Here is a 17,249-nt window from a genome sequence, read left to right as displayed (position 1 = left end):
ATCACACACTTATCAACCGATGTGCATAAACAACTGCTTTTTTTGAAATAGAATGACTAAAAATAAAAAATTGTGGATAAAATAAATCAAATTGTTAACAACCACTAAACATCCGCTGAATAGTTACTAAAGCTTTTAAATATCCGCCAAAAGACTAAAAAGCTACATAATAAAAATACCTGCAAGATTTTCGAAACCTTGCAGGTATTTTAATACGTGTTCTAAATATGATTTCTGAATGCTATAAAATTTTTAGAAGAACAGTAATTTTATCAACTGAAAACTAATGAATGTATCGAAAGAAAAAAAAATAATTTTACGCTTCTTGTTTCTCTATTTTTTCATCAGATATTTTCTCAAAAAAGCTAAACACATTGCCGCCATATCGTTTGTCATAACGATGGTTTTTATGTGTAGATAAATCGGTGTATTTAGCGTGTTCTATGATTAAAACACCGCCTTCTTTTAGAATGTTTTTTTCAAAAACAGTGTCGGCAATTTCTAGAAATTTTTCAACTTCAAAATCGTAAGGCGGATCTGCAAAAATAAGATCTACTTGCATAGAAGTTGTGTTTAAAAACTTATAAACATCTGTTTTATAGGTGTTAATATTTAATTCTAGCTCTTTTGCAGTGTTTGTAATATATTTAATACAATTGTAATTGGTGTCAATTGCATAAATATTTTGGGTTCCTCTAGAAGCAAACTCGTAGCTAATATTGCCTGTGCCTGCAAATAAATCTATAACAGCAATGCTATCTAAATAATAGAGATTATTTAAGATGTTAAATAACGCTTCTTTTGCCATATCGGTTGTTGGGCGAACTGGCAAGTTTTTAGGCGCTCTTAAGCGTCTTCCTTTTAGTTTTCCTGATATAATTCTCATGAGCCTAACAATATATAGTTTGAATGTTTAGAAATATCTAGTTCCTCTAATAATGCGTTTTTACTTTCTAAAAAGAAAATGTTTTTAATGTATTTGTATGTAATTTTATAGATATCATCATTAATATGAATCGCACCCGTAAAATATAATGGAAATTCTGCTGGGTTTAGTTGCAATTGTTCGGCTGTAAAAAGCAGATAATAGATAAAATCTTCTTTTGTGTGATAAGAAAAAGAGTTTGACAAGAGAACTTTTATATCTTTTAAGACAAACACATCGATTGCGTTTTTTGATACGTTTACATACATTGTATTTTCTTTAAAGTTCTCTATTTTTAAGAGTTTTTCGATCAGAACGGTATGATGATGTTTGTAATCGAATTCGCCAAAATTTTGAAATAAATAATTATTGATGTTTATATAAGGCACATAAACATTTTTTGCTGTTATTTCCGGCAGGTCATCAAACGCTATAAAATCTGTTTTTAAAGTTTTAATAGTAAACTTAAGATAGTTGGCTAAAGCATTTTCGTCAAAATAGAGTGTGGGTACAAGTGTTGCTAAATTATTTTGATGAATTACGGTTACAGCATTATATTCAAGTTGTAAATTGGCATCAGATTGAAAGATTTTTTCAATTTCTTTTAACAGTTCTTCAGGAGTATTTTGCTTTTTATCAAATAGATACTCTGTAAATAAAAGCGCTTTTTTGGTTAAAAAATCTGAAACACAAAAAGAAAATCCATCCAAATTAAATTGGATGGATAATGCTATATTTTTGGTTTTCTTCAAAGAAGTTTTACTTGTCTTTTTTTGCACTCGCTTTTCTATCATATTGAGGTGGCCAATTACCACCAGTACTAATTTCTTCTAAAGAACCTACAGAAACATAATCTCCTTTAATTTGATTAGATTCTTTTACTTCTAGTTCTTGCTTAATTAAAGACTTATTCATGCCTTTTAAGATGCCCTCTTTTGGTGTTCTAACTCTAAAAGTAGATACAACCAATCCTGGTATTTTTTCTAAAGAACTAACTTCTATTTCAAAGTCTGCACCTTCAACGTTCGGTACTTTAAACATCGTTTTGTAAGCTCTGTCTTTAAAATATTTTAAAACCGGTTCATATCCTGTAGTATCAGTAACTCTAATTTCTTCATCAACAATTACACCACCACCTTTGTTAACCTGTTCTACAACAGTTCTAGTTTCCGTTAAAGCAATTGAGTCTCTTTCTACAAATTTTATTAAACCTGCTTTGTCTGCTGTGTAAATGCCATTAACTTCATAGTACTTTACTTCTGCATCTCTAATAATTTTTAAACTATTAATAACAGGAGCGTATTTTTTTACTTTTTCTTTGGCAAATTGAATAGGCTGCATAATACCTCCATAAATTTTAAAGCCTAAAAACACGGCTAGAACCATTAATAAGATAGACGGAATCCATCTTAATTTTAAAGGTAAATATTTAACTATAACAAAAGCTATTAGAACGGCACCTAGCACAGCTCCTATAATCATAAATAATAAACTCATTTTTATTTTGGTTTTAATAGTATTATCGCAAATCTACAATTTTTTTTTAATGATAAAAATTTTTCTTTGTAAAGAAATGTATCTTTGATGTTTTATAAATTATATGATAAAAATACCTGCAGATTTTTACAAAGAACTTTTAAAAAAGTTTCCGCATTCACCAACCTTAAAACAAAGCCAGCTATTAACGTTATTAAGCTCTTTTATTTTTAACGATGATAAAGATGCCTTATTTTTATTAAAAGGGTATGCGGGTACTGGTAAAACCACTACAATAAGTACGTTTGTAAATACACTTTTATTGGCAGGTAAAAAAGCAGTTTTATTAGCGCCAACAGGGCGTGCAGCGAAGGTAATTGCTATTTATTCTAAACGACCTGCGTTTACAATTCACAAAAAAATATATTTTCCTAAAAAACAATCCAACGGTTCTGTAGATTTTGTTTTACAAACAAATAAGCACAGAAATACTATTTTTATTGTTGATGAAGCTTCTATGATTTCTGATAGCAGACAGAATCAAAAGTTATTCGAAACAGGCTCTTTATTAGACGATTTAATCTCTTACGTGTATGCTGGTCACCAATGTAAATTAATTTTTATTGGCGATACGGCACAACTTCCGCCAGTAAAGCTAGATGTAAGTCCGGCTTTAGAAGAAGATACTTTGCGCTATAGCTACCATAAAAATGTAACCGGAATAGAATTAGATGAAGTGATGCGGCAGCATGAAAATTCAGGAATTCTTGCAAATGCAACACAATTAAGATTGCTTTTACAAAATGATGGTAAAAATTTTCAGTTTGATATCGATTTTCCTGATATTATAAGATTGACGGATGGTTATGATATTGAAGATGCCTTGGTAACTGCATACGAGAAAGACGGCGTAGAAGACACGGCTTTTATTGTGCGCTCTAATAAAAGAGCAAATCAATACAACCAACAAATAAGATTGAATATTCGCGGACAAGAAAATGAAATTTCTCCGGGCGATTACGTGATGGTTGTTAAAAATAATTATTATTGGTTAAAAGAATCTTCAGATGCTGGTTTTATCGCCAATGGCGATATTTGTCAGGTTTTAAAAATATTTGCGATTAAAGAGTTGTATGGTTTTAAGTTTGCAGAAGTTGAGTTAAAGATGATTGATTACCCTGATATGCAACCTTTTGAAACGGTACTATTATTAGATACATTAACAAGTGAAAGTCCGTCTTTAACCTACGAAGAATCTAACAAATTGTACCAAGCTGTAAAAGAAGATTATGTAGATGAGAAATCGAAACTTAAACAGTTTTTAGCAATTAAAAAGAACGTTTATTTTAATGCATTACAAGTGAAGTTTTCGTATTCTATGACTTGTCATAAATCACAAGGTGGGCAATGGAAAACCGTTTTTATAGAACAGCCCTATTTGCCAGATGGCGTGTCTAAAGAATATTTTAGATGGTTATATACTGCAATTACAAGAGCGCAAGAAAACTTATATTTAATAGGTTTTAAAGATGATTTTTTTATTGATTAGCGCAGTAGGTAACTAAGGATTACCGTTCCGTATTTGTTGCCATAGTTATATCGTAAACCTTTTGATTTACTGGTGTTATAATTAAAAACATAGCCAAAATTAAAGCTATTTGCGGTAAACTTAAAACCTAGTTCTACATCAAAAACAACAGGCACTAATTCTTTGGTAACATTACTATTTGTGTTTAAAAAACTTCCTTGAAGTGTAGCATCATATAGAGCATATCGAATTATTGGTTTTATATAAAAGAACGATTCTATTTCTCTTTTAAATGCTGTATTTTCGTTATTTAAATTCGTGTTAAAAGCAATAGAGTTCATCATTTTTTGAAGCGGAATATAACTAAATCTCATTATAAAACCAGAACTAATATTGGTGTAAACAGTACCTAATCTGGCAGAATTTACCCAAGAAGCATCAATCGTATTAGATTTATTTTGAAGTAGAAAGTCGGTGTATTCTGCATCTAAATTAAGAGCAAAAGCATTTTTTATTTGATGCGTCCAACCCACGGCTTCATCAAAGTTATAGATGTTATGTATAAAGTCTTGTAATTCTTTACCAAAAGCATTTGGACCAACAACACCAATTTGAAGAGAGGTATTCAGAATTTTATCTTTTTTATAAACTCTTTTTATACCAAGGCTGGCGTATAAATAAGCGGCAAAAGGTCTGTCATGCAATCTAATATCTTGCACAACCGCCTTATTAGGCGTATACATTTCTTGCCCAATTTGCCATTGCATAATTTTTTTTTCTAAACTTTCGTTTTTATGCTTGGTAAGATACCTGTAGTTTAAAAAGGTTCCGTTGGTATAATACCGATCTCTGTCTACAGATACATACAAGTCGTTATCGGTTACAAAACTAATTTCTTTAGAGAATTTTTGTTGCGCAGTTAAGGAAAAACAAATAAAAAACAAATAAAATAGGAGAAGGTGTTTCATTGAAAGCAAATATATACGAACCAATTTAAAATTATAATTTTTTAACGGAATAATAAAAAAAAGGTTTTATTTTAGTCGTATTAAAATAAATACATGAATTCAAAAGGATCATTAAGTGCAGAAGATTTTGAAAATTTAACCAACAGTGATGAGTTGTTATCACTAATTAAGGAAAAAAATGTTTCATTTTCTAAAGTAAAAAATACACTTTCATATAATAATGAGTTACGTTTATTGCAAATAGAATTGGTAAAATTACAACACTATATTTCTGGTCAAAACAAAAGAGTAGCGATTGTTTTTGAAGGTAGAGATGCAGCAGGAAAAGGCGGGAATATCCGAAGGTTTATGGAGCATTTAAATCCTCGTTCTAGCAGGCTAGTTGCGCTAAATAAGCCTACCGAAATAGAAAAAGGACAATGGTATTTTCAACGATATATTAAAGAGTTACCAAACCCTGGAGAAATTGTTTTTTTCGATAGAAGTTGGTATAACAGAGCCGTTGTAGAGCCCGTTATGGGTTTTTGTTCAGATAAGCAATACAAAGAGTTTTTAGTACAAGTGCCAGAATTTGAACATATGATGTATGAAGACGGTGTTATTATTATTAAGTTTTGGTTGTCAATTACTAAAGAACAGCAAGCAGAACGCTTTGAAGGAAGAAAAGAAAACCCTTTGAAACGCTGGAAATTTAGTCCGGTAGATAAACAAGGACAAATTTTGTGGGACAAATACACCCATTATAAGGCTGAAATGTTTACGAAAACGCATACAACGTATAGCCCTTGGATGATTATTAAAACCAATGAAAAAGAAGTAGCAAGGTTAGAGGCTATAAGACATGTTTTATCGCAGTTTGATTATGATGGTAAATCGGAAGCAGGCACCACTTTAAATCCAGATCCAAATGTTGTAATGCGTTATTATCGTTCAAATATTCATCAAATAGATTAAGTTTATGAGTCAAAAGTTAACTGATTTAGATTTAAAAAAACTAAATTCAAAGAAAGGTTTAATCGCTTTATTATCGAAAGAACCTTTAAGCACAGAAAGAGCATTGCGCTATGTAAATTATCAAAGTAAACTAAAAAAATTACAAATTGAGTTGATCAGAATGCAAACTTGGGCAATTCAAAATAACGAGCGTATTATTGTTGTTTTTCAAGGTAGAGATGCAGCAGGAAAAGGCGGTGCTATTAGAAGAATTACAGAGCGTATTAATCCGCGTCATATGCGCATTGTTGCGCTACCAAAACCAACTGAAGATGAAAATTCTCAATGGTATTTTCAGCGTTATGTAGAGCAATTGCCAAAAGCTGGTGAAATGGTTTTTTTTGATAGAAGCTGGTATAACAGAGCCGTGGTAGAACCTGTAAATAATTTTTGTACACAAAAAGAGTACGAAATTTTTATGAACCAGGTAAATGATTTTGAAAGAATGATTTTAGAATCGGGCATTCATTTAGTTAAAATATACATGTCTATTTCTAAAAAAGAGCAAGCGAAACGTTTTGCAGATATTAAAAGCGATCCTTTAAAACAATGGAAAATGACCAAGTTAGACGAGAAAGCACAAATTTTATGGGAACAATATACAGAGTACAAAAATGCGATGTTTGCCAAAACGAATACTAAAAATTCTCCTTGGAAAATTATTCGCGCCAATAGAAAAACAGAAGCTCGTGCAAATGTGATTACCCATATTTTAAAGAGTATTCCTTATGATAAAGATTTAGAGATTTAAAAGACTTAAAACAGTTTATTTTAATTAAAAGAATAAAAAATAGTGCAGCTATTTTTAAATTATGATAAAAAATTATCAAAAAATAGTATTTTTTTTCTTGTTATTTACACAATTTTTGATGGCACAAGCGCCATTTGCTCAAAACGATTATGATACTGCAGAGATAAATACAACGCTAAATGTAATTGCTCCCGGAGTTTTGGTAAACGATACCAATCCGGATGACGATGAATTAGCGGTTATAGAATTTTTAGTAAACGGAATCTCTTATACAGCAGGGCAAACAGCTTTTTTTCCGCAAGGAAGTATTACGATAACCACAGATGGTAGTTATACTTTTACGCCTACTCCGAGTTTTATAGGAGATGTTCCTATCATTAGATATATGATATCAGATGGTACTTTTACAAGATTTGCAAATTTATTTTTAACGGTAGAACAGATTGATAATTTACTGGAAATATCAAGTATACGGTCTTGTAATCAGGGTTTTACTGTAAATGGTGAGTATAAAGTGAGGTATAGTGTAACGCTATCAAACACTAGCAACGCAAGAGATTATCATCCTACAAGTCTTATTAAAAAGATCAATTTAAGCAACAATCGGCAAACAACTTTTGGTAATGGTTGCGTGCTGAATATAGATAAGGTGAATATTTTTAATAATAATTTTACTATCGATTTTATCAACAATCCATATCCTAGAGAATTCGATAATACAGCAATAAATGCTGATTTTGTTGGCTTAACATCCAGTGCTATTTTTAATACAAATGCAGTTGATAATCTAACTTTATATCCAAGACAAAATGTAACGGTAACTTTCTGTGTTACTATAAATCCCTTTTGTAACGGCAGACCCAATCCAACCCCTTCGGGTTCGGGCATTGATTTTAATACTACTGTAAACGTAACTTCCGATAGAGGCAATGATACAGATGCCCTACTATTGACCGATTTTCATACCACAGAAGCCATTGTAACAGCAGGTTTGTATGTGCCATAGTTTGATGATCGTTTAAACCCATCAGGAACTATAAATGCAGACGGAACCTACGATTACACCAACACTGTAATTATAACCAATGAAGGCACTGCTACCGCAACCAATATAAATTATAATATGGGTTTAGGCGGTTTTTTAAATAACGACATTACGTTTAACCAATTAACTGTTTCACAGGTTTCTGGTCCTAATGTTACTATTAATGCTGATTATAATGGGGATACAGACACTTTTTTATTGATGCCAAATAACACGCTTGGGGTGGGTGAAAAAGTTGTTTTATAAATATATTCTGTAATTTCTCCGTTTTCAAATCCTTTTAATTTTGTTGCCTTTAATCAAATGAATATCTCACAAACACAGGGGGCTCTTGACGGTTTTAACGAAGCTGAACCTGGCAATAAAAGAGGGTTGTCTTTTGTTGCTTGGTCAGATAGTTTGGGCAATCATTTAGATCGATATTATATAGCAAATACGCCTACTCAAAGTGTTTCTTCTGCATTGCAATGCGATTGTTCTACCGAGAGAATGAGTTTTTCATTTACGGCTTCATCTGCTACTAATAAAATAGTTTCGGTGGTTAACGAGGCGCCAAATAATATTTTAGAACAGGAAGAAATTACTTTTCAAATTACAATGAACAATACTAGTAAAGCTGTACAATTAGAGAACTTGCAGTTGCAAGACGACTTAACCAGTATTTGTGGCGGCAATATTATTTCTTTTAGTCCGCCTTTTATCCAAAATTCTACAGCAACAGCAGATCCTTTATTAAATATAGGTTTTAACGGAACTTCGGATACAAATATTTTTAACGGTTCTTCAGGAATTTTAAAAATAAATGAAGCCATTACTGTGCAATTTTCTGTTGTTTTTAATCAAAGTTGCATTGGTACTAATACAGTTGACTTTTTGGCAACAAACCCTCTAAATAATACGGTACGTTCTCTTGGTTCTGTCAATGTAAATGCTTTTAAAGATAGCGATAGCGACGGTATACCAAATGCTATTGATCTTGATCTTGATGATGATAACGACACAATTTTAGATGTTTTAGAGTACAATGGTTTAAATCCTTTAGAAGATGATGATGCAGATTTTGTGCCCAATTATAGAGATCTAGATTTTGGGGTTGATGCCAATGGAGACGGAATTGTAGATATTTTTGATTTTGATAGCGATGGTGTTCCTAATCATTTCGATTTAGATAGTGATAACGACGGTATATTAGATATTGTAGAGGTAGGAAATAGTACTTTGGATACTAATAATAATGGCAGCACTAATAATAATGTTGGAGCCAACGGACTTGATAATTCAGTAGAAAATAATGACAATGCAAACGCCGAACTAACCTATATTGTTCCCAATACTGATTTAAACGGAAATCCAGATTTTTTAGACATTGATGCCGATGGAGACGGACTTGTAGACAACATAGAAGCACAGTTAACGGCTAGTTATACAACAACCAATGGTGTTTTTTCAGCTACAGGAATTGATACTGCTTATCCTAATGGTCTTCTTCCCATTGATACAGAAAATGATGGTATTTTCGATTATATAGATATCAATGCTGATAATGATATTCGTGATGATAGTATAGAAGGTTGGGATTTGAATAGCGACGGGATTCCGGAAATAGTTCCGTCGAATTTAGATGCAGATAATGACGGATTGGACGATGCTTTTGATACGAATAACAATGCTGTAAATCCTACCAATAGTCAAGTTCCAACAGATTTTCCGAATGCAGATGATACAGATACCCCAGAAAGAGACTGGAGAGAGATTATTGCTATTTTTGTTATTATTGATGCCGTTTCAGTAACGGAAGGCGAAGAATTAGAATTTACGATTTCATTAGTTACAAAAAACGACAATACGCTTGCTATTGAAAGTGCTTCTGATATTGATATTAATTTTTCAACATCAAACGGAACAAGCGCAACAGAAATTTATGATGTAGCCACTGCACCTTTCGATTATATTGGGTTTACAAACACAACGTTTACCATGCCTGCTTTAAGCCAAACAGCAAAATTTACCATCACTTCTTTAGAGGATATTATTTTTGAAAATGATGAATTATTTGCGTTAAACGGATCAATAACATCAAACAATATTATAAATGCGGCTATAATCGGAATAGGAACTATTTTAGATAATGATAAGCCGCCTTCTATAACAATGAATAATTCTAGAGAAGAGGAAGGTGAAGATTTAGTGCACACCATTACAATCAGCAATCCTTGTTCAACACCTATTTTAATAGCGGTAAACACAAATGATAATTTGGCCATAAGTCCAGAAGATTATTCTGAACTTTCAGAAAACTTAACGATAGAAGGAACTGTGGACCCAAGTAATGCAAACACCCAAATTTCATTTAGTATTGTTACCAATAATGATAATTTAAACGAGTTAGACGAAGAAACTTTAAATGTAATTGGTGCAGTAACAACAATTAATGTTGGTTTGCAAGATTTAATAAAAACAGCGACTATTATCGATATAGATCCAAATCCGTTTCTAGCTATAGAAAATATAACTGTCGAAGAGGGTAATTCTTTGGTGTTTACAGTCAAGCTTTTAAATACTGATTTAGAACTGATGCAAAATTATCTTTCCATCAACCTTACTTTAGAAACTATTGATGATACAACAAGTGCAAACCAAGATTATCAATCTATAAACGTAGTAACAAATATTCTTGCCAATACATCTTCGATAATTCAACCTGTTCTTACCATAGATGATGCTTTAAATGAAGATACAGAAGCACTAGTATTACAAGCAAGTACAAACCTTGCAGATGTGTCTAATATGTTTGCTGCAACTGGTATTGGTTTTATAAAAGATAATGATTATCCCAATTTATTTTCGCCAAACGGCGATGGTAAAAGCGATGTGTTTAAAATATCTGGAATCGAAGCGTATCCAAACTTTAAATTGGTCATTTTTAATCGCCTAGGAAATGAAGTGTATACATATACTAATAACGGCCGGATAAACCCTATTTGGTGGAATGGTACTTTTAATGGAAAACCAGTGCCCGTTGGTGTTTATTTTTACACGTTAGATTTTAATGATGGTAGTACAAAACCAAGAACAAGTTTTATACAAGTAATAAGATGATAAAAAACCAAAAAAAAATCATCTTAAAAATAAAACAACACATAAAATATTGGGTAGCTCTCTGTTTTCTTTTTATTATTAGTTTTAATAGTTACGCACAGCAGTTACCAAATTACACTCAATACTTATATAATATGCAGATAATAAACCCTGCATATGCGGGCTCTCGGGCAGAATTAAGCATGTCATTATTATCTCGTCAGCAATGGGTAGGTGTTGTAGGTGCTCCAATTACGCGAACTTTTTCTATCAACGGAAGAACAAAGAGAGGTATCGGTATGGGGGCAACCGTTGTAAATGACAAAATAGGTTTATCAGAGACTAGTACTATAAATGTAGACGCCTCTTACACAATTATAACGTCTCAATATAGTAGGTTGTCTTTTGGTTTAAAAGGAGGAATTACTTTTTTTAGTAATAATTTGGCAAACGGAATTACTCCAGACAATGATATGTATACTTCTACTTCGGGTAATTTTCCTAATGTAGGATTTGGTGCTTTTTATTATAACAGAAAATTTTATGTAGGTGTATCGATTCCTTATTTATTAGAAACACCACAGTTTTATATCGAAGAAAACGCAACAAAAACCGTACTTGCTGCAAATGCCAATTATTTTTTATCTACCGGAGTTTTACTTGAATTAACAGAAAACTTGATGTTTAAACCATCAACAATGATAAGATATACTGCTAATTTGCCTGTTTCAATAGATATTAATTCTAATTTTATGTACAGAGATGTTATAGAAGCTGGGCTGTCTTATCGTTATGAAAATTCTGTGAGTGCTTTATTTGCATTAATTATCAATAAAAAATATAGAATAGGGTATGCTTATGATTATAAATTATCAACACTAGGGGGCGATTTAAGTTCTCATGAAATCATATTTCACATAGATTTAAATTTTAAAAGAAATAGCAGATGGTTGCTTCATAATAAGTGCTATTTTTAAACAGGTGTTTCGCTTTTTTAGAAAAGATGTACCATCAAAAGAAAAGTAAAAAGCTATTTTTTTAAACCCTTATTTTAGCCAAGTATCTTAATTATTAACTTTTATTTTCAATTAGATTATTCTGAAAATAAACTAAAAACACCTCTAAAAAATTAAATGAATAGGTTTTAGATTTAAGAGAGTAATTTTTTTACATGATCAAAAATAAAAAATATTTCTCCGGCAATTTGTTGATTTGTTTTTAAATAGGTTTCACTTTGTTGCGTGGTTCCGTCAGAAGCTTTTGGGTCTACAAAAGGCAGATGAAAACGATGTTGAGCACTTGGTATAAATGGGCAATTTTTATCTGCATTATTGCACGTTGTAATAGCTGTAAAAGGTTCTATATTTATGGCATCGCTATATAATTTAGAAAAGCCTAAAATTGCTTTTTTTGTAGCATCAAAAGAAATGCTATAGGTAGGGTTTTGATGAGAGAAATCTTCTAGTTGAAAATGAAAACCTACTTTTTGTAAAGTTTTTACTGTATTTCTATGAAAGGCAGTCACCTCTGTTCCGCCAGAAAAAGCATTAATATTTAAATTAAAATAATGAGCCGCAAAGAAACTCCAAATTTGCCCTAATTGACTTCTTCTAGAATTATGTGTGCAAATAAAATTAAGGTTTACAACTTCGTTTTTAGAATGCTCATTAGCAATCGCTTCTGCTATTTTTAGTAACAATAACTTTCTATCTTCTTTAATAGAAGTTTTTTTTGCAGAATTTAAAAAAAAGTTTTTTGCAGAAATATTAGAAGTCTTCAACATCATTATTTATTTTTACAACAAAAGTAAGATAATAGTAATCTATTAGTAATTAATATAAGGTTAAGGATGGGTTTAGAAATTGGTAACAAAGTAGCGGTTTTAGATGATGTTTTAAAAGGCATTGTTATTGGTATTAAAGAAAATGTTATTTCTGTGAAAACAACAGATGGTATGATTTTTAATTTTGATGCATCAGAACTCGTTAAAATTGGAAAAGACCAGCACGAACTATCTAAATTTTCTGATATTAATAATCCGTTATTAAAAGAAAAAATAACTTCTCAAAATCGAAAGAAAAGTGCCTTTATAAAAGATAAAAACGAAGTGATTTTAGAGGTAGATTTGCACATTAACAAGTTAGTGAAGTCGGTAAGAGGTTTAGATAATTACGATATGCTAAATCTGCAATTAGATACTGCTAAAAACAAAGTTGAATTTGCAATTCAAAAAAGAATCTCAAAAATTGTATTTATTCACGGAGTAGGAGAAGGTATTTTAAAATCTGAATTGAATAGACTTTTAAATAAATATCCTGTAAAATATTACGATGCCTCCTACAAAAAATATGGTTTAGGAGCTACAGAAGTGTATATTTTTCAGAATTTTGTAGAATAGGAAGGTTTTCGAAATTTGAAAAAAAAAGGAAACAGGAAAAAGGAGACAAGAAATAAGACGGAAAAGGAAAACAGAATACAAGATTAAAAAAGAAGCACGACAAGAAATCATAAGATAGGATAAGATTTTAAAAAGGCTCATGTTAAACATGATCATGGATCATAGAAAATGGCTTTTTGTTTTCAAATTTATTGGTTAAAATCTTTAAAGTTTACCACAATATAAATTATTTATTGGTATATTTTTTTGATCTATTATGTAGCTTAAAATTCTACGGATAAAAGCGTATTTTTGCACTATGAAAGCTATTTATTTAGACAACGCTTCAACTACAAAAATAGATGAAGAAGTTTTAGAATTAATGCATATTTCGATGCAAGAAAATTTTGGAAATCCTTCTTCTACACATCAATTTGGTAGAAAAGCAAAATCTGCTGTTGAAACAGCTAGAAAAAATATTGCAAAACATTTTAATGTTTCTGCACCAGAAATTGTATTTACTGCAGGCGGAACAGAGGCCGATAATTTAATTATAAATAATGCCGTTTTAAATTTAGGAGTTCAAAGAATTGTAACCTCTAAAATAGAACATCATGCGGTTTTGCATACTTGCGAATTTTTTGAAAAAAATCATCAAATTATTGTAGATTTTGTAAATGTAGATGCGTTTGGAAATATAGATTTAATTCATTTAGAAGAGTTATTATCAGATTCTGATGATAAAACTTTAGTGAGCTTAATGCAAATTAACAATGAAATAGGGAATGTTTTACCTGTGGATGAAATTTGTGTTATTTGTAAAAAGTACGATGCTTTTTTTCATTCAGATACAGTGCAAGTAATTGGCCATTATCAGTTAGATTTAAAAAAGAATCCTATTGACTTTATTGTGGCAAGCGCTCATAAATTTCACGGACCAAAAGGGGTTGGTTTTGCCTATTTTAAAAAGGGATTTGGCATTTTACCCATGTTTCATGGAGGAGATCAAGAAAGAGGAGCAAGGTCTAGTACAGAAAATGTACATAGTATTTTAGGGATGGAAAAGGCCTTATCTATTGCCATGACAGATTTAGAAAAAGACCAAAAGTATATTGAAAGTTTAAAATTATATTTTATTTCAAGACTAAAAAATATATCTGACGAGATTCAGTTTAATGGTCTTTCATCAAACTTACAAAAGAGCAGTTATACTATTTTAAACGTGCGTTTTCCTTTAAATAACGACCTGTTTTTATTTAGTTTAGATATGGCAGGAATCGCAGTTTCTGGAGGCTCTGCTTGCCAAAGCGGTAGTAATAAAGGGTCTCATGTGTTAGCAGAAATTTTAGAGGATACCGAGTCTGATAAAACTTCGGTACGTTTTTCTTTTTCTAAATTTACAACAAAAGAAGAAATTGATATGACCGTAAAAAAAATAAAAGAGCTACTGTAAAGTAGCTCTTTTAGAAATATATTATACTATACTTAATTTTGTTTTAGAAACCTTCGCCTGGTGCCTCTGGACTAGAAGCTTGAGCTTTCTGCGGGTTTAAAATCATATAAGTTCCTAGCGCAGTTAAAGCTGCATACTTTCCGTAATTACCTATCTTTTTAAGTGCGTCTTTACGTGTAATTTCTTCTTTTTTATCTTGGGTGTTTTCTATATTTTTTTTCATGATGTCTTGTTTTAAAAACTGTAGCCAGTTATTCTAAAGTTATTTTTTTGTTTAAGTTTCCTTGCGCTGTTTCTAACTGTACAATATAAACTCCTGTAGCTAAAGTTGGTAAAGTAATGTCTTGCATGCCATTAGAAGTAAACGAAGTGTTTAAAACTTGTTTCCCTAGCATATTAAATAGTTTAACACTTGTTTTTCCTTGAGATAATCCTGTAATTCTTAACGTAGAGGCATTTATCTTATACATACTGATATTAGTTAGTACAACATTATCCGTGCTTAAAACGCTACTAGTTTTGGTATGTAAGTAAAATCTTCCAATTCCGTTAAGGGCTTCGGATAACGTTATTTTTAAGCTGCTGTTAGTTTCATCTAAACGTGTAAATGTATTTGTAAGTTTGTCTTCTAAAAATACTTTTAAATCAGTTGGTAAATTGTTTGCATTTGCAGAAAAAGTAATTTCTTTATTCGCAGCAGCTTTTACACCAACAGGAATTACCATAGTTTCTAAATCGGTGTTAGGTAATGCTTGTCTTGCAAAGGCAATACCTTGATCTTCTTGAATAAGTTGAGTGTATACTCTAATATCTGAAGCAACTCCATTAAACATACCAATATCAAAACCAGGATCTAAACCTGCTGTTTTTGAATTTAGGTAGTTAATTTTAGTTGTTTTATTACTGCTACCGTTAGAAAGATTTAAACTAATGGAAGTATTAAAGTTTTTATAAAAAGTAGTACCTGAAGTTTCGTGAGTTAGCATTGTTGTTGCAAAATTTACATTCCCACTTGGGACATTAGAGTTTACAAAAAAATGCTTGTCCTGGGTAAATATGTGAATCATCATCTGCTGTTATTGGATCATATCCTGAACCATTCCAGACATAAATAGCTTGAAAAGGAGGAGCTAAAACATTATTTGTTGTTGTGTTTTCGGCAAGGAATAAATCAATATCTAAATACGCTGCATAAGGATTCCCAATTAAATTCCAATTAGTTGCACCTTGAGAAATTTTAGGAGAAACCGCATCATTTTGGATAGCACCTGTAAAAGAATAATCGTCAGAACCATTTCCTTTTAAAGAATAACCTACTCCAGCTTCAAAAGTTGATGCACTAACATCATCTGCTTGAAAGTATCGCCAGTGTCCTGTAGCAGTATCTGATCCGCCATTATTAGTATCTGCAACATCATTATCATAAGTAGAAATACCTCGATTATTATTGCTTCCAGAAACAATACCATTAGCAGTTACCCAAGCATCATCATACTGTTCACCATCAACAGGTGAAGAAATTAAATGCCAATCTGTGTCTGTAACATCTACATTATAAGTAATATCTCCTGTTGATGTTCCACCGACTAATAACGAAGAACCGTGATGAGCTGTTGCAGAACCATTATTTGTAAAGTTATTTGATATGGTTAAGGATTTACTAGTATCTATAATTACAATTCCTCCAGCATTAATAGTTAAAGATGATATTGTTGCATTTTCTGAAATTTGTAATGTTGCACCATTATTTACTGTAACATCACTATCTATAATATTAGAATTTAAAACCATTGTACCAGCAGAAACTGTTGTAGTTCCTGAATATGTATTACTACCTGATATAGTTAAAGTGTTGCCACCTGTTTTATTTACATTTCCAGTACCTTGAATTGTACCATTAACAATTATATTACCTGAACCTGAACCGCCAAAATTAACTGTATTTGCATTGATAAAAATGGTTTCAGTAAAAGTTAAACCTCCAGAGGAATTAGCATTTAATTGAACTGTAGCCCCATCAATACCAATAGGAGTATTAAATGTATGAGTAGCTGTTGAGAGATTATAGATACCACCTGACGCTGATAATCCACCTGATGAATTATTAATAGTACGTTGTGATGATGCTCCTGTTTGAAAATCTAATGTCTCGAATCTGTAATAACGACCATTAGTGGTCATTGTAGTATTATTGTTATGACCAATTTTGATGAAATTTCTAATAGTATTATCATTGTCTGGGTCGCCTTGATTGTTATTGGACGTTTGATAATACCAAGGTTCGTTAGCAGAACCCCAATCTCCAGTACCAGCATCGCTTCTACTAAATACATCTTGTTGAGCATTTGTAGAAAAACTTATAAAACTAATTATAAATATGACTGTCAATAAATAATTTTTTTTCATAATTTTAAAATTTAGATTAGTTAACAATTAATTTTCGTGTAGTTATTTTATTGTTATTTTCTACTATTCTTATAAAATAAATACCTGTATTTAAATTAGTTACTGAAAATGTATTGTTTTTTGTAACTATTCAGCGGATGTTTAGTGGTTGTTAACAATTTGATTTATTTTATCCACAATTTTTTATTTTTAGTCATTCTATTTCAAAAAAAGCAGTTGTTTATGCACATCGGTTGATAAGTGTGTGAT

Annotated in this window: 18 protein-coding genes; 9 read left to right on the top strand and 9 right to left on the bottom strand. The window is 31.2% G+C overall.

Annotated elements, in window-relative coordinates; translation table 11 throughout:
• Positions 1–316: 316 nt before the first annotated feature.
• The 3 genes from ES044_RS16785 to ES044_RS16775 are packed head-to-tail and all read right to left on the bottom strand — an operon-like array spanning position 317 to position 2,422.
• Complete coding sequence (locus tag ES044_RS16785) at positions 317–886, bottom strand: RsmD family RNA methyltransferase (RefSeq protein WP_147120409.1); 570 nt, start codon at positions 884–886, stop codon at positions 317–319.
• Entirely contained in the window at positions 883–1,677 is a 795-nt protein-coding gene (locus tag ES044_RS16780) for a DUF3822 family protein (RefSeq protein ID WP_262712571.1), read from the bottom strand. Before ES044_RS16780 ends, ES044_RS16785 begins: the two co-directional genes overlap by 4 nt.
• Positions 1,678–1,684: 7 nt before the next feature.
• Positions 1,685–2,422 (bottom strand): sulfite exporter TauE/SafE family protein, encoded by a 738-nt coding sequence (locus ES044_RS16775; RefSeq protein WP_147120407.1) that lies wholly within the window; start codon positions 2,420–2,422, stop codon positions 1,685–1,687.
• Positions 2,423–2,525: 103 nt separating this feature from the next.
• On the opposite strand from ES044_RS16775, the gene ES044_RS16770 reads away from it, so the two are divergent.
• Positions 2,526–3,950 carry an ATP-dependent RecD-like DNA helicase gene (locus ES044_RS16770; RefSeq protein WP_147120406.1) on the top strand — a complete coding sequence of 475 codons (1,425 nt, stop codon included), beginning with the start codon at positions 2,526–2,528 and terminating at the stop codon, positions 3,948–3,950.
• On the opposite strand, the gene ES044_RS16765 is transcribed toward ES044_RS16770, so the two are convergent.
• Positions 3,947–4,897 carry a lipid A deacylase LpxR family protein gene (locus ES044_RS16765; protein WP_147120405.1) on the bottom strand — a complete coding sequence of 317 codons (951 nt, stop codon included), beginning with the start codon at positions 4,895–4,897 and terminating at the stop codon, positions 3,947–3,949. The genes ES044_RS16770 and ES044_RS16765 overlap by 4 nt on opposite strands.
• Positions 4,898–4,990: 93 nt before the next feature.
• Between ES044_RS16765 and ppk2 (ES044_RS16760) the strand changes: the two genes are divergently transcribed.
• From ppk2 (ES044_RS16760) to ES044_RS16740, 6 genes are all read left to right on the top strand, one after another.
• A complete protein-coding gene (ppk2, locus tag ES044_RS16760) occupies positions 4,991–5,851 on the top strand; it encodes a polyphosphate kinase 2 (RefSeq protein ID WP_147120404.1) in 861 nt (286 codons plus the stop codon).
• Positions 5,852–5,855: 4 nt separating this feature from the next.
• Positions 5,856–6,641, top strand: a complete 786-nt coding sequence (gene ppk2, locus ES044_RS16755) for a polyphosphate kinase 2 (RefSeq protein ID WP_147120403.1) — start codon at positions 5,856–5,858, stop codon at positions 6,639–6,641.
• Between the two features lie 61 nt (positions 6,642–6,702).
• Positions 6,703–7,647, top strand: a complete 945-nt coding sequence (locus ES044_RS16750; RefSeq protein ID WP_147187428.1) for an Ig-like domain-containing protein — start codon at positions 6,703–6,705, stop codon at positions 7,645–7,647.
• A gap of 117 nt (positions 7,648–7,764) precedes the next feature.
• Complete coding sequence (locus ES044_RS18665) at positions 7,765–7,932, top strand: hypothetical protein (RefSeq protein ID WP_189663327.1); 168 nt, start codon at positions 7,765–7,767, stop codon at positions 7,930–7,932.
• A gap of 57 nt (positions 7,933–7,989) precedes the next feature.
• The gene (locus ES044_RS16745) at positions 7,990–10,785 is read left to right on the top strand and encodes a gliding motility-associated C-terminal domain-containing protein (protein WP_147120401.1); all 2,796 of its coding nucleotides are present in this window, start codon (positions 7,990–7,992) and stop codon (positions 10,783–10,785) included.
• On the top strand, positions 10,782–11,741 hold the full coding sequence (locus ES044_RS16740; protein WP_223269254.1) for a type IX secretion system membrane protein PorP/SprF: 960 nt from the start codon (positions 10,782–10,784) through the stop codon (positions 11,739–11,741). The genes ES044_RS16745 and ES044_RS16740 overlap by 4 nt, the downstream gene beginning before the upstream one ends.
• A 173-nt stretch (positions 11,742–11,914) precedes the next feature.
• On the opposite strand, the gene ES044_RS16735 is transcribed toward ES044_RS16740, so the two are convergent.
• Complete coding sequence (locus tag ES044_RS16735) at positions 11,915–12,550, bottom strand: hypothetical protein (RefSeq protein ID WP_223269253.1); 636 nt, start codon at positions 12,548–12,550, stop codon at positions 11,915–11,917.
• A gap of 63 nt (positions 12,551–12,613) precedes the next feature.
• Here ES044_RS16735 and ES044_RS16730 point away from each other — a divergent pair, with 63 nt between their 5' ends.
• Together ES044_RS16730 and ES044_RS16725 are read left to right on the top strand one after the other, a co-directional pair.
• Entirely contained in the window at positions 12,614–13,162 is a 549-nt protein-coding gene (locus ES044_RS16730; RefSeq protein ID WP_147120400.1) for a Smr/MutS family protein, read from the top strand.
• Between the two features lie 298 nt (positions 13,163–13,460).
• Positions 13,461–14,594, top strand: coding sequence for a cysteine desulfurase family protein (locus ES044_RS16725; RefSeq protein WP_147120399.1), 1,134 nt, complete (start codon positions 13,461–13,463; stop codon positions 14,592–14,594).
• A 43-nt stretch (positions 14,595–14,637) separates the two neighbouring features.
• On the opposite strand, the gene ES044_RS16720 is transcribed toward ES044_RS16725, so the two are convergent.
• Genes ES044_RS16720 through ES044_RS19580 form a run of 4 tightly spaced genes read right to left on the bottom strand, consistent with a single transcriptional unit; the run spans position 14,638 to position 17,130 of the window.
• On the bottom strand, positions 14,638–14,817 hold the full coding sequence (locus ES044_RS16720; protein ID WP_147120398.1) for a hypothetical protein: 180 nt from the start codon (positions 14,815–14,817) through the stop codon (positions 14,638–14,640).
• 28 nt (positions 14,818–14,845) lie between these two features.
• Entirely contained in the window at positions 14,846–15,580 is a 735-nt protein-coding gene (locus ES044_RS16715; protein WP_189663326.1) for a T9SS type A sorting domain-containing protein, read from the bottom strand.
• Between the two features lie 34 nt (positions 15,581–15,614).
• Complete coding sequence (locus ES044_RS16710) at positions 15,615–17,000, bottom strand: autotransporter-associated beta strand repeat-containing protein (RefSeq protein WP_147120396.1); 1,386 nt, start codon at positions 16,998–17,000, stop codon at positions 15,615–15,617.
• Between the two features lie 16 nt (positions 17,001–17,016).
• Positions 17,017–17,130 carry a T9SS type A sorting domain-containing protein gene (locus tag ES044_RS19580; RefSeq protein WP_147120410.1) on the bottom strand — a complete coding sequence of 38 codons (114 nt, stop codon included), beginning with the start codon at positions 17,128–17,130 and terminating at the stop codon, positions 17,017–17,019.
• Between the last annotated feature and the right edge of the window lie 119 nt (positions 17,131–17,249).

The sequence above is a fragment of the Polaribacter sp. IC066 genome (assembly GCF_007997085.1).
In the GTDB taxonomy this organism is placed as follows: domain Bacteria; phylum Bacteroidota; class Bacteroidia; order Flavobacteriales; family Flavobacteriaceae; genus Polaribacter.
Note: the sequence above shows the minus strand (reverse complement) of the source record. Positions and strands in the feature narration are given on the sequence as shown.

Bases quoted from the DNA above. Each gene is read 5' to 3' on its own strand.
- ES044_RS16710 (WP_147120396.1), bottom strand. From the start codon at position 17,000: ATGAAAAAAAATTATTTATTGACAGTCATATTTATAATTAGTTTTATA.
- ES044_RS16730 (WP_147120400.1), top strand. From the start codon at position 12,614: ATGGGTTTAGAAATTGGTAACAAAGTAGCGGTTTTAGATGATGTTTTA.
- ES044_RS18665 (WP_189663327.1), top strand. From the start codon at position 7,765: ATGGGTTTAGGCGGTTTTTTAAATAACGACATTACGTTTAACCAATTA.
- ES044_RS16715 (WP_189663326.1), bottom strand. From the start codon at position 15,580: ATGCTAACTCACGAAACTTCAGGTACTACTTTTTATAAAAACTTTAAT.
- ES044_RS16745 (WP_147120401.1), top strand. From the start codon at position 7,990: ATGAATATCTCACAAACACAGGGGGCTCTTGACGGTTTTAACGAAGCT.
- ES044_RS16770 (WP_147120406.1), top strand. From the start codon at position 2,526: ATGATAAAAATACCTGCAGATTTTTACAAAGAACTTTTAAAAAAGTTT.
- ppk2 (WP_147120404.1), top strand. From the start codon at position 4,991: ATGAATTCAAAAGGATCATTAAGTGCAGAAGATTTTGAAAATTTAACC.
- ES044_RS16735 (WP_223269253.1), bottom strand. From the start codon at position 12,550: ATGATGTTGAAGACTTCTAATATTTCTGCAAAAAACTTTTTTTTAAAT.
- ES044_RS16775 (WP_147120407.1), bottom strand. From the start codon at position 2,422: ATGAGTTTATTATTTATGATTATAGGAGCTGTGCTAGGTGCCGTTCTA.
- ES044_RS16765 (WP_147120405.1), bottom strand. From the start codon at position 4,897: ATGAAACACCTTCTCCTATTTTATTTGTTTTTTATTTGTTTTTCCTTA.
- ES044_RS16720 (WP_147120398.1), bottom strand. From the start codon at position 14,817: ATGAAAAAAAATATAGAAAACACCCAAGATAAAAAAGAAGAAATTACA.
- ES044_RS16725 (WP_147120399.1), top strand. From the start codon at position 13,461: ATGAAAGCTATTTATTTAGACAACGCTTCAACTACAAAAATAGATGAA.
- ES044_RS16785 (WP_147120409.1), bottom strand. From the start codon at position 886: ATGAGAATTATATCAGGAAAACTAAAAGGAAGACGCTTAAGAGCGCCT.
- ES044_RS16750 (WP_147187428.1), top strand. From the start codon at position 6,703: ATGATAAAAAATTATCAAAAAATAGTATTTTTTTTCTTGTTATTTACA.
- ppk2 (WP_147120403.1), top strand. From the start codon at position 5,856: ATGAGTCAAAAGTTAACTGATTTAGATTTAAAAAAACTAAATTCAAAG.
- ES044_RS16740 (WP_223269254.1), top strand. From the start codon at position 10,782: ATGATAAAAAACCAAAAAAAAATCATCTTAAAAATAAAACAACACATA.